Origin of the sequence: Mixta mediterraneensis, from assembly GCF_030283135.1 — a bacterium.
Classification (GTDB): Bacteria; Pseudomonadota; Gammaproteobacteria; order Enterobacterales; family Enterobacteriaceae; genus Pantoea; species Pantoea mediterraneensis.
Map to the genome: position 1 here is coordinate 100506 of NZ_JASUAZ010000009.1, position 15131 is coordinate 115636.

Here is a 15131-nt window from a genome sequence, read left to right on the forward strand (position 1 = left end):
CGTTCCCCTTAGCGTCGATCAGCCGGTAATCGTCCGGCTTTGTTCACGTCATACCACCAGTTATCCAGCCCGGTACTGTAAGCCGGTTTGATAGCAGGGTGTGAAAATTTATCCCAGTAAGCCAGCCGCTGTTCAGCATTGAACCACATGGGGATCATATAGGCATTCCACAGCAGGATGCGATCCAGCGCCCGGCCGAGCGGTAGCAGCGCGTCGGCGTTACCCTGTTGCGCCACGATTGCTTTCACGAAATGATCGACGATGGGATCTTTCACCCTGGCGGTATTCCACGACGACTGAATATAATCTGACTGCCAGTTCATTTGCAGGTTGGTTGACGGCGTTGGCATGGCTAAATAGACCGACCCGATCATGTCGTAATCACCTTCACGCAGACGTCGCAGATATTGCGACGTATCCACCTGGCGCAGCGTGAGCGTGATACCCAGGCGTGCCAGGCTGTGTTGAAATGGCAGCGCCCATTCATTACTGCTGCCGCCGCGCAATAACAATTCAATATTAAATGGCTGACCCGTTTTATCATTAGTCAGTCGCTGATTTTTGATCGACCATCCCGCCTGCTTCAGTAGTGCCAATGCCTTAAGTAAACCAGCACGATCGTAGCCGCTGCCACTGGAGCGGGGCGGGGCATATTTTTCTGTAAACAATGCGGCCGGTAGTTGTGTTTTATACGGTGCCAGCAACGCCAGCTGATCGGCATCGGGATAACCGGATGCCGCATATTCAGTATTTTGGAAATAACTGCTGGTGCGTTTGTAAGCCCCATAGAACAGCGCTTTGTTCATCCACTCAAAATCCAAGGTTAAGCTCAGCGCCTGGCGCACGCGGCGATCGCTAAACTGTGGCTTTTCATTGTTAAAAGCCAGCCAGCGTGTGTCGGTAGAAGCATTATTTGGCGTGGTTTCTTTAATGATTTGATGATTGTCAAAGTTGCGCCCGCGATACTGCGTCGCCCATTTTTTGGCTGAAGATTCTTCGCGTAGATCAAAAGCTCCGGCTTTAAACGCTTCAAAGGCCACGTTGTCATCAAGATAATAATCGTAACGCATGACATTGAAATTGAAACGACCACGATTAACCGGCAGGTTAGCCGCCCAGTAATTTTTTACCCGGCTGTACTCAATAAACTGACCCAGCTTCCAGTTGCTGATGCGATAAGGTCCGCTCGACAGCGGCGGCGAACTCAGTGGCTCGTTGAATTTTTTATCCCGCCAGAATTTTTCAGGGATCACCGGTAGCGTCAGCAAACCGAGGATTAAATCTTTATCCGGTTTCGGCACATCAATACGTACCGTCAGGCGATTTAATGCTGTAACGCGGACGCCTTTATACACCACACGAAATTGCGGTACGCCTTCACGCATGAACTTTTTAAAAGTGAAGGCCACATCGCTGGCGGTGACAGGCGTACCGTCCTGGAATTGCGCACGTGGATTGATGTTAACTTCCATCCAGTGAAAATCGCTGGGATAGCGTGCTGACTGCGCGATCAGCGGGTAATAGCTACCGGGTTCATCATCGGAAGTGGTAAATAAGCCGTCATACAGCGTGCCGGTGCCGACGCCGGGATTGCCGCGTGAAGCGTAGCGATTAAAGTTATCGTAGGTGCCAGTCACGGCCATGACGATTTTGCCACCCCTGGGCGCAGCGGGATTCGCGTAGTCATAATGCGTAAAGTTGGCGGCATACTTCGGCTCGCCCAGCTGAGCAAAGGCATAGCTTTCATGAATAGTGGCCGCCTGTAACGGGGCAACGAGCGTGCAAAGCAGCAAGATTACAAAGCGAAGCAGCATAAGCATGACATTCTTTTATCGGTTTCCGCCGCAAAGGTAGCAATAACCAAAGCATAACGGCAGATTAGGCGCTGTGAAACTGAAAATAGTCGGGTTTAATCTGTATATCACCGTCACGCCTCGCATGGGTTAGCAGGGAAATAAGCAGCCGATAAAAGCGAGCGTGGCAGAGAAATTAAAAGCGTGTCCTGTGATCTGCACAGATTTTTGGCAAAGTCAGCGCGTGAAGTCAATTTATGATGGATGACAGGGAGATCAACGCACTGCTGCTTCAGTGTAAACGGCTAACTTACAGGAAAATAACCGTTATCCGGCGGGTTAATTACCCCCTTTCCGCATAGTGCTAAGGCTTGCAACAAAAGGCGAAAAAAAACGCTGCATCGGCAGCGTTTTAATGTTCTCTGGCTGAGAAGGTGCCCGAAACCGAGTTTTAACCTGGATTGCGGCTTAACACCCGGCGTCCTTCACGGTAGCGCTTCTTCCAGTAACTGTCGTTCAGGCTGGAGATCATCACACCGCTACTGGTAGACGCGTGAACGAAATTATCGTTCCCAAGATAGATGCCAACATGACGACCAGTGGAACCTGCACGGAACAGGACAAGATCCCCTGGGCGCAACTTCGTACGGGAAATTTCTCTGCCGCTATCCTTCTGCTGAGAAGTTGAGCGCGGCAATTCTAAACCAAACTGTTCGCGAAAGGTACGCTGAACAAAGGCTGAGCAGTCAATACCCCGTTTGGTCTCACCACCAAGGCGATAGCGCACACCTTTCCAGACGGCATATTGATCCATGATACGCGACTTAACATCGACGTTGCGTACCATCTCTTCAAATTCATCCTGAGACGCTTGAAGTAAAAAACCATTCTGGTTGTTAACTTCATGTTTCTCGTTATTCGCGTTCTGACCGTTATGAGTACTACTACAAGCTGAGAGCAGAGTTGCCAGCGCCATTGCGGGCACAATCCGCCAGATATATCTCAGTATTGGTTGAGATTTGACCATTGTTCGGGTTTTCCTTCGATGTCCTTACGACAAGATTGTCGCCAGCCAGATGACAAAACGGAATGAGATTAATAAGCGAGTCAGCCTAAGACAATTCCTTAATTACTAAATTGTGTTAATGCCCACAATTTAACGATAAAAAAGACCGCATTTTCTGCTGCTGTTGCCTCATTGCGACTGAGGTTAACTGATTACAGACGCCGTGGCGAGTGCTTTTAGTCAAATTTTTATAGGTTTTTATGATGTGAAATCAATCTGTAACATGCTGGTTAATTTATTAGCAATTAACAGGAAATAATGGAGGGAATAGCAGAGGAAACTGGCGTTAATTCTCGTCCTGGCGGGTTTTTAAGAATGTTTACGCTGGACAACGCGGTCATCAGACGCGTTAGCCGCTAACACGGTCATAATCTTTTCTTTTAGTTCTTTTGCTTAGTTTGCTAATAATATATTCTCGTTTTTAATAAGCGCGGGCAGGTCAGTTAATCTCCGATTTAATGCCCGCGCTAATCAGTTACGCTTGTCGCTTATGTCTTGCAGGAAGCTTGCGATAAAACCAGTTCACCACCACATCGCTCGCTGGCGTTAATAGCCACCAGCTTAACCCCACCAGTATTATCGAAAGCGAACCGACGGCAACATCAGTAAACCAGTGCGCACCCGCCATGATGCGTGGCAGAGCGAAGATAATCACAATAGCCGCAGCGATCAGAAATGGTCGAAAACCAAAATAGCGCCACATAAAGCAGGCAAAGATGATCAGCATCATGCCATGATCGCCAGGAAAACTGTTTTTTGATGCGTCCTTAGCAGGAATGCCCGTGAGTTCGCTGACGCGATGTACATTTTCAAAAAACAGCGTTGGGCTGGCATGTTGTACTGGCAATAAATGACCAAGCTGGTTGAGAACAACCGCCGTCAGCAGCATGGTGATGCCAATCGCCAACAGTTTGCGGCGACCTTGCGGCGTTTCACGACGCCAGAAAGTCAGGTAAAGCAAACCCATTGCCAGCAGTGAAATCAAATCAAAGCCACGGAAATTAGTCATCGCAACCAGCAAGGCAAAGCCTGGATGTGCGACCATCTGTTTGTTAAAACTAAAAAATATCGCTTTATCCACGCCAAACCAAAAACCGTGTTCAGGCGGTAAATACCAGGATAAAAACAACACAGCACCCAGTGCGTTAAGCAACAGGATTGTAATAAGACGGGAAGCGGCCATAATTCAACTCATAACTGAAAAACAACCGCAGAACCTAACCTGGTTAGGATAAACGGCACTTCAACAATGCGGATTGTAGTTTATTCCAGTTAACTGGCTCTGGCTGCGAATGGATCATCTCCACCCGACTGTCGAGGGGCGCGGTCGGGAGTGTTTCAATATGCCAGTCCTCGCCTTGACGATTAATGCTTACCGCGCCAGCCGCGATCCGCAACACACCTTTTACCCGATCAACGGGTGCCAGGCGTGCCCATTCCAGCAGCGGGATAGTGTCGAACACCGTTTCGCTATCAAAAATCCAGCCACAGGCAACGTAGCCCTGGCCTTCATTTAACGCACGACGCCAGCGCGATGGGCCTTCAGGACGTAGCGCAGCCATTCCGCTGGTAGAAGCTGAGGCATGATGATGTTGCGGCTGCGGAATATCGCGTGGCTGACCGCGCGGTGTGTCTAACAAAGCCGTTGAGATCTGACCAAATGCCGTGGTGACAAACGGGCGATCGGCAAGAAACTGTGTCTGCCAGCGCTGTAACGCCTGGCGATCGCTATCACTCCAGCGGTCGCTTTTATTTCCCACGATAATATCCGCAGCCACCAGCTGATCGCGAAAGTTTTCATTTGCCACTACGCGCGCATCGGAAAGCTGGCGTGCGTCAAGAAGCGTGATGGTGGCGTTGAGTTCTAACCAGTCCTGATAGACCGGCGAACTCAGCATTGTAAGCAACTGGCGTGGATGGCCCAGGCCAGTGGGTTCAATCAGCAGGCGATCCGGTTTGCTTTGTTTCAGCAGCATGTTCAGCCCCACCTGCATTGGCAGGCCGTTGACACAGCACATGCAGCCGCCTGGGATCTCTTTTAATGCCACGCCGTGACCGGCTAACAGCGCACCATCAATACCAATCTCACCGAACTCATTGACCAGCACCGCCCAGTTTTCGTTTTCAGGTTTGTGTGCCAGCAGATGGATCAGGGTGGTGGTTTTGCCGCTGCCGAGAAAGCCAGTGAGAAGGTTAACGCGCGTCATATGAAAAGCTCCGGTAGAAAATCGCCAACGGTAAGATGTTATCTTATAACATTATTTGTTGGCGAAAAGGCGGGGCAATTAATCTGCGCGACTCATATAGCGACGTTCAGCGACATGAATGCGGATGCGATCGCCATTGCTGAGGTATTCCGGCACCTGAATGCTTAAACCGGTACTCATACCTGCCGGTTTAGTGCGTGCGCTGGCAGAGGCGCCTTTAATGCCCGGCGAGGTATCAACAATTTCCATATCCACCGTCTGTGGCAGCTCTAACGCCAGCACCTGGCCATCCATCGTCAGCACATGGATGCCAGGTATACCGCCCTCAGGAATAAACAGCAGTTCCTCTTCAATCTGCTCTTTTTTGAAGGTGAAAGGCGTATAGTCCTCATCGTCCATAAATACATATTCATCACCATCGATATAAGAGAAGGTGACGCTGCGGCGGCTGAGCGAAATCGCTTCAACAATATCGTCGCCTTTAAAGCGCTCTTCTACTTTCATGCCGGTGCGAACATCGGTAAAACGCATTTTATACAGCGTCGCGGCGCCACGCGCGCTCGGGCTTTGAATATCAATATCTTTCACCAGTAGCAGCTTGCCATTATGGGTTACCGCCATTCCTTTTTTGATTTCATTGGCTTTTGGCATTGCAGTTCTCGCTTTCTCTGAGATTAAATTGCGCGTCACGTTACTCGCGCGGATGAAAACAGGCAATATGCCGCGCGGGAATTTTTATTTGTGCTGACAGAAGCATGGCAAAAAGTGTATTGGGCTGCTATTGTCGCGACGAAATTTCCGGCCGGAGCGCAACATGCAATGTCGTAGCCAATGCGGCGCCTGCTGTACGGCGCCTTCCATCTCTTCGCCCATTCCGGGTATGCCAAATGGCAAGCCAGCAAACACGCCGTGCATCCAGCTTGATGACAATCTACGCTGTAAAATCTTTGCATCCCCTTTGCGGCCTGCGGTGTGTGCGGGCTTACAGCCGCAACCTGAAATGTGCGGTGTTTCGCGCCATGACGCCATGATCTTCCTGCTGAAGCTGGAAGCGGATACCGCGCCTTAATTCGCTGAAGTTTGCTGATTCTCCTGTCGTTGATGACGCTGTGGTTACAGCAAAGCGTCAGCATAAATTTAATAAACGCCTAAATAACCGGTGAAATGTGCGTAGCGTCAAAAATCTGCTATGCCGTTTGCGCATTTTCTTGCCTGCTTTCGTTCACTGCACCAGAATCCTTGAAACGTTTCAGCATCGTCTGCGAAGCCTTCCTGATCTTATTCAGAAAATGTTGCCGCCATTAAGCTGAAACGATTCATTTTCAGCAAGCGAGGAGAATTATGTTCCAGCTCGAGTTGCAGGCCATCCATACCGGAGCCAGTGCGCAAAACAAAGAAGACGCTATTCGTCAGGTTGCGGCAGCGCTTACCGCTGCAGGCAACGTGGCGGAAGATTACGTTAATGGGATGCTGGCGCGTGAACAGCAAACCTCGACGTTTCTTGGCAATGGGATCGCCATCCCCCACGGCACTACCGACACCCGCGATTTGGTGTTGAAAACCGGCGTCCAGGTCTTTCAGTTTCCCCAGGGTATTCGCTGGGGCGAAGATCAAACCGCTTACGTCGCGATTGGTATCGCAGCGAAATCTGACGAACACCTGGCGCTGCTGCGTCAGCTTACCCACGTATTGAGCGACGACAGCATTGCCGGTCAGCTTAAAACCGCATCAGCTGAAGATCTACGCGCGCTGTTGATGGGTGAAAAACAAGCCGCTGAATTCAGTTTTGACACCTCTTTGATCAGCGTTGAGGTTGCAGCCAATGACTTAATGACGCTGCAAGCGCTGAACGCGGGTCGTTTACAGGCTGCTGGCGTGGTTGATGCAGGTTATGTTGCCAGCGTGGTGACGACCGCGCCGTTAAGTCTCGGTCAGGGCATCTGGCTGAGCGACAGCGCCAGCGGTAACTTGCGCAGCGGTATCGCGGTAAGCCGTGCAGCAACCCCCTTCGACTATCAGGGCGAATCAGTCGCGATGCTGGTAAACGTGGCTGCTACCGACGATCGACCCTTAGAAGTGTTGGGCTATCTCAGCGCCTTGTTGCTGAACAAGAAAGCCGATCGTTTATTGAAAGCGGATGCTGCGGGCGTCTACGCGCTGCTGACCAGTGATGTTGATGAACAGGCCGAGGTGTTAACGGCCGAATTCACCATCCGTAACGAGCATGGTTTACATGCACGTCCAGGAACCGCGCTGGTCAGCGTGATCAAACAGTTTAATAGTGAGGTTACCATCACCAATCTTGATGGCAGCGGTAAGCCAGCCAATGGCCGCAGCCTGATGAAAGTTGTGGCGCTTGGTGTCAAAAAAGGGCATCGCCTGCGTTTCGCCGTCAGTGGAGAAGATGCACAACAAGCGTTGACCGCAATTGAAGAAGCGATCAACAGCGGACTGGGCGAGGGGGCAGCATGAGCAGGCGCGTAGCAACCATCACACTTAATCCAGCCTACGATTTAGTCGGCTATACGCCGGAGATCGAACGCGGCGAAGTCAATCTGGTAAAAACCGCCGGATTACACGCGGCCGGTAAAGGCATCAACGTGGCGAAGGTGCTGAAAGATCTGGGTATTGATGTCACCGTCGGCGGTTTCCTGGGTAAAGAAAATCAGGACGGCTTTCAGCAATTGTTTAGCGAGCTAGGCATTGCTAATCGCTTTCAGGTGGTATCAGGCCGTACCCGCATCAACGTTAAACTCACCGAACAAACCGGTGACGTAACCGATCTGAATTTTTCGGGCTTTACTGTCAATCCGCAGGACTGGGATCGTTTTACCAGCGACTCGCTGACCTGGCTGGGTCAGTTCGATATGGTCTGCGTCAGCGGCAGCCTGCCGGAAGGCGTTGACCCCGACGCATTTACCCGATGGATGAGTGAGCTGCGCACGCACTGTCCGTGCATCATTTTTGACAGCAGCCGCGCCGCGTTGGTGGCGGGCCTGAAAGCCGCGCCGTGGTTAGTCAAGCCAAATCGTCGCGAGCTGGAAATCTGGGCAGGCCGCAAACTGCCAACGCTGCAGGATGTGATCGGTGCCGCACATGAGCTGCGTGAGCAAGGCATTGCGCATGTGGTGATTTCGCTGGGTGCTGAAGGCGCGCTTTGGGTGAATGCCTCTGGCGAATGGCTCGCCAAACCGCCGGTGTGCGAGGTTGTCAGCACCGTGGGCGCAGGCGATTCAATGGTGGGCGGCCTGATTTACGGCCTGCTGATGCGTGAATCCAGCGAACACACCTTGCGCCTTGCCACAGCCGTGGCGGCAATGGCCGTCAGCCAGAGCAACGTCGGTGTGTCCGATCGTACCCAGTTGGCCGCGATGATGGCGCGCGTCGACTTACAACCCGTTAACTGACAGCAGGAGAGCGATAATGAAAACGCTGCTGATAAAAGATCCTACACTCGGTCTGGCCTCTGCCTACATGGCAACACAGCGCCTTAGCGCGGCGGCTGCCCAGGCCGGGCTGACAATAACTGAGAAGCCTGCTGACGCTGAGCTGGTTATCGTTATCGGTAATCAGGTGCCCAATGACGCGACGCTAAATGGTAAAGCGGTATGGCTGGGCGATGTACAGCAGGCAGTACGCGCGCCAGAACAGTTTCTGCATCGCGCCAAAGACGAAGCCAAAACCTGGCAGACGGCCCCAGCCGCTTCCGCAGCGCCAGCGAATGCGCAAAAACGTATCGTGGCGGTAACGGCCTGTCCAACCGGCGTAGCACATACTTTTATGGCGGCCGAGGCGATTCAGGCGGAAGCATCCAAACGCGGCTGGTGGGTAAAAGTGGAAACCCGCGGTTCGGTCGGCGCCGGTAATGCGATTACCCCGGAAGAAGTGGCTACAGCCGATCTGGTCATAGTTGCGGCTGATATTGAAGTCGATCTGGCAAAATTTGCCGGTAAACCGATGTATCGCACCTCAACCGGTTTAGCGCTGAAGAAAACGTCTCAGGAGCTGGACAAAGCGGTAGCAGAAGCGAAACCGTACAAGCCGTCTGGCGCGCAAGGCAATAACAATCAGGAAGAGAAAAAAGAGGGCGCAGGCGCGTATCGTCACCTGTTGACCGGCGTCTCTTATATGCTGCCGATGGTCGTCGCGGGCGGTTTAAGTATTGCGCTCTCGTTCGCCTTCGGTATCACCGCGTTTAAAGAACAGGGCACGCTGGCTGCGGCATTGATGCAGATTGGAGGAGGCAGCGCCTTTGCTTTGATGGTGCCGGTACTGGCGGGTTTCATTGCCTTCTCCATTGCTGACCGCCCTGGCCTGACGCCGGGATTGATTGGCGGTATGCTGGCGACCAGTATTAACGCCGGTTTCCTGGGTGGCATCATCGCCGGTTTTATTGCCGGTTACGCTGCCAGACTGATCAGTAGTAAAGTGAAGCTGCCGCAAAGTATGGAAGCGTTAAAGCCAATCTTAATCATTCCGCTGTTTGCCAGCCTGATTACCGGCCTGCTGATGATTTATGTGGTAGGCAAACCGGTTGCAGGCATCATGAGCGGCCTGACCAGCTGGCTGGCGAATATGGGAACCGCGAACGCCGTGCTGCTGGGCGCAATCCTTGGCGGTATGATGTGTACTGACATGGGCGGCCCGGTTAACAAAGTAGCGTATGCGTTTGGTGTGGGTTTACTGAGTTCGCAAACTTACGCGCCAATGGCCGCGATTATGGCGGCGGGTATGGTGCCACCGTTGTCGATGGGGCTGGCAACGCTGGTTGCACGCCGCAAGTTCAGTAAAGGTCAGCAGGAAGGTGGCAAAGCTGCGCTGGTGTTGGGCTTATGCTTTATCTCCGAAGGGGCGATTCCGTTTGCGGCGCGTGATCCCATGCGTGTTCTGCCATGTTGCATTATCGGCGGCGCGGTAACCGGTGCTATCTCTATGGCGGTGGGCGCTAAACTGATGGCGCCGCACGGTGGCCTGTTCGTGCTGTTGATCCCTGGTGCTATCACGCCTGTACTGGGTTACCTGGTGGCGATTGTGGCTGGCACGGTGATTGCGGGCCTGGGCTACGCCGTATTGAAACGGCCTGAAGACGAGCTGGTCAAAGCGTAAACTTAAGATAAGGGAGCCGGTTGGCTCCCTTAGCATTTAGGTTGATTGTTCGGACTTCAGCCAGGCAATTTCATCTTTCCAGATAGCTGGGTTGATGGTTTCCAGAATCAGCGGAATGCCGTCGAATCGCGGATCTTTCATTAGCCAGCTAAATACCGTTTTACCAATATTGCCTTCACCGAGGCTGTTGTGGCGATCAACACGACTCCCCAGTTCACTTTTGGCATCGTTGAGATGCATCCCGCGCAGATATTTAAAACCGACAATGCGTTCAAATTCCGCAAAGGTGTCAACGCAGGCCTCCTCCGTACGCAAATCATAACCCCCCGCAAAAGCGTGACAGGTATCAATACATACGCCAACCCGCGATTTATCTTCAACGTGGTCGATAATGGTCGCCAGATGCTCAAAGCGAAAACCTAAATTGCTACCTTGACCGGCGGTATTCTCGATTACCGCTGTTACGTTGTGGGTTTTATCTAATGCCTTATTGATTGACTCGCCGATACGCTTCAGGCATGCCAGCTCATCTATCTGCTGCAAGTGGCTGCCAGGATGGAAGTTTAACAGCGTAAGGCCAAGCTGCTCGGCACGCTGCATCTCATCCAAAAACGCCTCACGCGATTTTTCCAGCGCTTCCATCACCGGATGGCCAAGGTTAATCAGATAGCTGTCGTGCGGCAGAATTTGCTGCGGGCCGTAATGATATTTTTCACAGGCGGCGCGAAAAGCATCGATGACCTGAGTCGAAAGCGGGGCGGCTTTCCACTGACGCTGATTTTTGGTAAACAGAGCGAGGGCGGTGGCTTCCAGCTCATGGGCGCGAATCACTGCCTGGTCTACCCCACCAGCCGCGCTGACGTGTGCGCCAATATATTTCATGCCGATCTCCTGAAGTCGCTATGCACAGATGTGCCGGCATAATACCTGATGCGCTTAACCCATGAAATGTTGCACCAGCAGATTGATGCTGCCGCCGCCAACAATCAGCCAGACAAATATTATGGCCCCCAACAGCAGCGGTTTGATGCCGGCATCACGCAGTGCGCTGAAACGCGTGGTGAGGCCCAGCGCGGCCATTGCCATGGCCAGCAGCAGATTTGCCAGCTGATTCAGCATTGCTACTGCGCTTACCGGCAAAATATGCAGCGAGTTGAACATGGCGGCCAGCACAAACAGCAAGGCAAACCACGGAAAGGTCACCGGTCCACGCGACTGTGTGCCGCGCTGATGGCGACGCAGTACGCCGCCGAGACATAACAGAAACGGTGCCAGCATCATCACGCGCAACATTTTGGTAATCACCGCGCTGTTTTCCGCATCCGCTCCCATCGCATGACCCGCCGCAACCACCTGCGCCACTTCATGAACCGTTGATCCGGTAAAAATACCAAACTGCGTCAGGCTGAGAGCAGGATACAGGCTCTGAACCAGCGGCCACAGCAGCGGATAGACAAAAATGGCTAACGTACCAAACAGCACGACGGTAGCAACCGCCACCGCCACTTTCGACGGGGCAGCTTTAACGACCGGTTCTGTTGCTAATACGGCTGCGGCGCCACAAATGCTGCACCCTGCGCCAATCAGCCAAACAGTTTCGCGATCCAGCTTTAGTAATCGTCGGCCGATCAGGCAGGTCATTAAGAAGGTGCTACTTAATGTCAGCGTATCAATAACAATGCCGCTGACGCCAATATCCATGATTTGCTGCAACGTAATACGAAAGCCAAACAGGATGATGCCAAGTCGCAGCAATTTTTGTTTCGCTAACACCACACCCGCATCACAGCGTGATGCCAGCGGTGAATAGACACTGTTGCCCACTACGATGCCCAGCATGATAGCCAGCGTCAGCGCCCCTAATCCTAACCCGCTTAACCACGGCTGTTGTGCCAGCCAGGCCGCCGCAGCGCCAATCGAGGCGGTCAGTAATAAGCCGGAAAGCCAGTGCTGGAAGGGCAAATGCGTTTTGTGAATACTGAATTCGGCCATAATCGTTGCTCCTGATTGAAACCCGATCATGACGCTGTCTGGCTTAAAAGAGAAATTGATAATATATTTAATATTAACCGCTATAAGTGATAAGGCAGAAGATATGCTGTTTGGACGACTTCGCCGTTGGGCCAGTTTAATTAAAAAAGATGTTCTGATTCTGTGGTTCGCCTGCCGCGATCCGCGCACACCCTGGTGGTTCAGAATAGTCGCTGTAGGACTGGCTGCCTATGCGATCAGCCCGATTGATTTCAACCCTGACTTTATCCCGATCGTTGGCCTGCTGGATGACGCCATTATTATTCCGCTGGGGGTGATGATTTTGCTCAGGCTGCTGCCGCGTGAAATCCATAGCAGCGCCGCCGGGCGGGCCGAAGTTCAGCGCGCGCGTTCGGGTTACTTTTGGTGTTGCTTATCTGGCTCGCCGTGGTGATTTATTTTGTGAAGCATTAAGTAATATGAGGAAAACGCATGCATATTACGCTGCGTCAGATTGAAGTGTTTACGGAAGTATTAAAAAGCGGTTCGACAACCCAGGCTTCACAGATCTTAGCATTATCGCAGTCTGCGGTGAGCGCCGCGCTGGCGGATCTGGAAGGGCAGCTTGGCGTGCAGCTGTTTGATCGCGTGGGCAAGCGGCTGGTATTGAACGAGCATGGCCGCTTACTCTATCCGCGTGCGGTAGGATTACTGGAGCAGGCGGGTGAAATTGAGCAGCTGTTTAAAGAAGATAACGGTGCGATACGTATCTTCGCCAGCAGCACCATTGGCAACTATTTACTGCCGGGAATGATGGCGGGGTATCGTCGTGACTTCCCCGGATTACCGCTGGAACTGAGCGTCGGAAATAGCCAGGACGTTATTAATGCGGTATCTGATTTCCGTGTCGATGTCGGCTTGATTGAAGGCCCCTGCCACATGTCTGATCTGGTCAGTGAAGCCTGGCTGGAAGACGAGCTGGTGGTGTTTGCCGCGCCAGACGCCGGGATTTTGCAGCAGCCGGTTACGCTGGATACGCTAGCCTCCGCGCCCTGGATCCTGCGCGAGCGCGGTTCCGGCACCCGTGAAATCGTCGATTATCTGCTGTTGTCGCATCTGCCTGCCTTTCAACTTGGCATGGAGCTGGGTAATTCGGAAGCCATCAAACACGCCGTTCGTCACGGCATGGGCATCAGCTGTTTGTCGCGTCGGGTAATAAGCGATTTGCTTGAAGCCGGCACGCTGGTAGAGCTGCAAATCCCGCTGCCACGGCTGACGCGCACCCTTTATCGCATCCATCATCGGCAAAAACACATTTCAAAAGCGTTAACGCGTTTTCTCTCTTATTGTCGGGAATAACTCAGGGGCTGGCTAATAATGTAAGAGAAATTATGAAGGTAACTTATAACAGCGCACCTTTGCTATACAGAGCAGGCTTAGCTGCTACAATCGCGCCTCATTTTTACCTGACGTAGCGTTTACACATGCATAACGACTCAAATACAACACAACAACCTGCGTTAAAACGTGCGTTGAAAGCGCGTCATCTGACGATGATCGCCATTGGCGGTTCCATAGGAACCGGTCTGTTTGTGGCTTCTGGCGCCACCATTTCACAGGCGGGACCCGGCGGGGCGCTGCTCTCCTATGCGCTGATTGGATTGATGGTCTATTTTCTGATGACCAGCCTTGGCGAGCTGGCGGCATTTATGCCGGTGTCCGGTTCTTTTGCTACCTACGGCGCGAAATATGTTGAAGAAGGCTTTGGTTTCGCCCTGGGCTGGAATTACTGGTACAACTGGGCGGTCACCATCGCGGTTGACCTGGTCGCATCGCAACTGGTGATGAACTACTGGTTCCCGGACACGCCAGGCTGGATCTGGAGTGCGCTGTTCCTCGGTTTGATGTTTCTGCTGAACTACATCTCGGTGAAAGGGTTTGGTGAAGCGGAGTACTGGTTTTCGCTGATCAAAGTCGCCACTGTTATCATTTTTATTGTGGTTGGCGTGCTGATGATTACTGGCATTATGCGCGGCGCAGAGCACGCGGGCTGGCATAACTGGCAGGTTGGCGATGCGCCATTTGCGGGTGGATTTGCTGCGATGATTGGCGTGGCAATGATTGTTGGTTTCTCCTTCCAGGGCACCGAGCTGATCGGTATCGCGGCGGGGGAATCTGAAGATCCGGCGAAAAACATTCCGCGCGCAGTACGCCAGGTATTCTGGCGAATCCTGCTGTTCTATGTGCTGGCTATCCTGATTATCAGCCTGATCCTGCCTTATACCGATCCGCAATTGCTGCACAATGACATCAAAGATATTAGCGTCAGCCCGTTTACCTTAGTGTTCCAAAACGCCGGTCTGTTGTCGGCAGCAGCGGTAATGAACGCAGTGATCCTGACAGCAGTATTATCTGCGGGGAACTCAGGTATGTACGCCTCAACGCGTATGCTTTATAACCTGGCGAGCGAAGGTAAAGCGCCGCGTATTTTCGCCAGGCTGTCAAAAGGTGGCGTGCCGCGCAACGCGTTATGGGCAACCACCGTGGTGGCCGGGCTGTGTTTTCTCACCTCAAAATTCGGCAATCAGGAAGTGTATCTCTGGCTGCTGAATACCTCCGGCATGACCGGTTTTATTGCCTGGCTGGGTATTGCTATCAGCCATTATCGCTTCCGTCGGGGTTACGTCGCTCAGGGCCGCGATCTGAATGCTTTGCCATACCGTTCCGGCTTCTTTCCGCTCGGGCCGATCTTTGCCTTTGTGCTGTGCTTAATTATCACGCTGGGGCAAAACTATCAGGCCTTTCTCAACGACAGTATTGACTGGTACGGCGTGGCGGCAACGTATATTGGCATTCCGCTGTTCCTGATTATCTGGTTGGGTTACAGGCTGGTGCGCAATAGCCGTTTCGTGAAGTACAGTGAAATGGAATTTCCCCAGCATCAGGACTAACAATGTCGGACTGAAAAAAGCGCGGTGCATTCACACC

Annotated in this window: 14 protein-coding genes; 7 read left to right on the forward strand and 7 right to left on the reverse strand. The window is 52.5% G+C overall.

All coding sequences use genetic code 11. From position 1 onward, the window contains the following. Positions 1–8: 8 nt before the first annotated feature. The 5 genes from QRY16_RS08495 to yeiP form a co-directional block, all read right to left on the reverse strand. Positions 9–1814, reverse strand: a complete 1806-nt coding sequence (locus QRY16_RS08495) for an extracellular solute-binding protein (protein ID WP_289776297.1) — start codon at positions 1812–1814, stop codon at positions 9–11. 430 nt (positions 1815–2244) lie between these two features. Next, positions 2245–2820: a bifunctional murein DD-endopeptidase/murein LD-carboxypeptidase gene (gene mepS, locus QRY16_RS08500; protein ID WP_193404837.1), complete on the reverse strand. Its 576-nt coding sequence runs from the start codon at positions 2818–2820 to the stop codon at positions 2245–2247. 514 nt (positions 2821–3334) lie between these two features. Further along, positions 3335–4042, reverse strand: a complete 708-nt coding sequence (locus QRY16_RS08505; protein WP_289776279.1) for a phosphatase PAP2 family protein — start codon at positions 4040–4042, stop codon at positions 3335–3337. A 43-nt stretch (positions 4043–4085) separates the two neighbouring features. Further along, positions 4086–5066, reverse strand: coding sequence for a CobW family GTP-binding protein (locus tag QRY16_RS08510; protein WP_193404839.1), 981 nt, complete (start codon positions 5064–5066; stop codon positions 4086–4088). Between the two features lie 78 nt (positions 5067–5144). Next, the gene (gene yeiP / locus QRY16_RS08515; RefSeq protein WP_193404840.1) at positions 5145–5717 is read right to left on the reverse strand and encodes an elongation factor P-like protein YeiP; all 573 of its coding nucleotides are present in this window, start codon (positions 5715–5717) and stop codon (positions 5145–5147) included. Positions 5718–5880: 163 nt separating this feature from the next. Between yeiP and QRY16_RS08520 the strand changes: the two genes are divergently transcribed. From QRY16_RS08520 to fruA, 4 genes are all read left to right on the forward strand, one after another. Further along, positions 5881–6135: a YkgJ family cysteine cluster protein gene (locus QRY16_RS08520; RefSeq protein ID WP_193404841.1), complete on the forward strand. Its 255-nt coding sequence runs from the start codon at positions 5881–5883 to the stop codon at positions 6133–6135. A 272-nt stretch (positions 6136–6407) separates the two neighbouring features. Beyond that, entirely contained in the window at positions 6408–7538 is a 1131-nt protein-coding gene (gene fruB / locus QRY16_RS08525; protein ID WP_289776280.1) for a fused PTS fructose transporter subunit IIA/HPr protein, read from the forward strand. Beyond that, positions 7535–8473, forward strand: a complete 939-nt coding sequence (gene fruK, locus QRY16_RS08530) for a 1-phosphofructokinase (protein ID WP_193404843.1) — start codon at positions 7535–7537, stop codon at positions 8471–8473. Before fruB ends, fruK begins: the two co-directional genes overlap by 4 nt. Before the next feature lie 16 nt (positions 8474–8489). Beyond that, complete coding sequence (gene fruA / locus QRY16_RS08535) at positions 8490–10172, forward strand: PTS fructose transporter subunit IIBC (protein ID WP_289776281.1); 1683 nt, start codon at positions 8490–8492, stop codon at positions 10170–10172. A 36-nt stretch (positions 10173–10208) separates the two neighbouring features. On the opposite strand, the gene nfo is transcribed toward fruA, so the two are convergent. Both nfo and QRY16_RS08545 read right to left on the reverse strand, forming a co-directional pair. Next, positions 10209–11054: a deoxyribonuclease IV gene (gene nfo / locus QRY16_RS08540; protein ID WP_289776282.1), complete on the reverse strand. Its 846-nt coding sequence runs from the start codon at positions 11052–11054 to the stop codon at positions 10209–10211. A 54-nt stretch (positions 11055–11108) separates the two neighbouring features. Further along, on the reverse strand, positions 11109–12164 hold the full coding sequence (locus QRY16_RS08545) for a YeiH family protein (protein WP_289776283.1): 1056 nt from the start codon (positions 12162–12164) through the stop codon (positions 11109–11111). A 103-nt stretch (positions 12165–12267) separates the two neighbouring features. Between QRY16_RS08545 and QRY16_RS08550 the strand changes: the two genes are divergently transcribed. The 3 genes from QRY16_RS08550 (at position 12268) to QRY16_RS08560 (ending at position 15094) form a co-directional block, all read left to right on the forward strand. Further along, a complete protein-coding gene (locus tag QRY16_RS08550) occupies positions 12268–12597 on the forward strand; it encodes a DUF1232 domain-containing protein (protein WP_309249243.1) in 330 nt (109 codons plus the stop codon). A 38-nt stretch (positions 12598–12635) separates the two neighbouring features. Then, positions 12636–13502 (forward strand): DNA-binding transcriptional regulator YeiE, encoded by an 867-nt coding sequence (gene yieE / locus QRY16_RS08555; protein ID WP_289776284.1) that lies wholly within the window; start codon positions 12636–12638, stop codon positions 13500–13502. Between the two features lie 125 nt (positions 13503–13627). Then, the gene (locus QRY16_RS08560; RefSeq protein ID WP_289776285.1) at positions 13628–15094 is read left to right on the forward strand and encodes an amino acid permease; all 1467 of its coding nucleotides are present in this window, start codon (positions 13628–13630) and stop codon (positions 15092–15094) included. Positions 15095–15131: the final 37 nt, after the last annotated feature.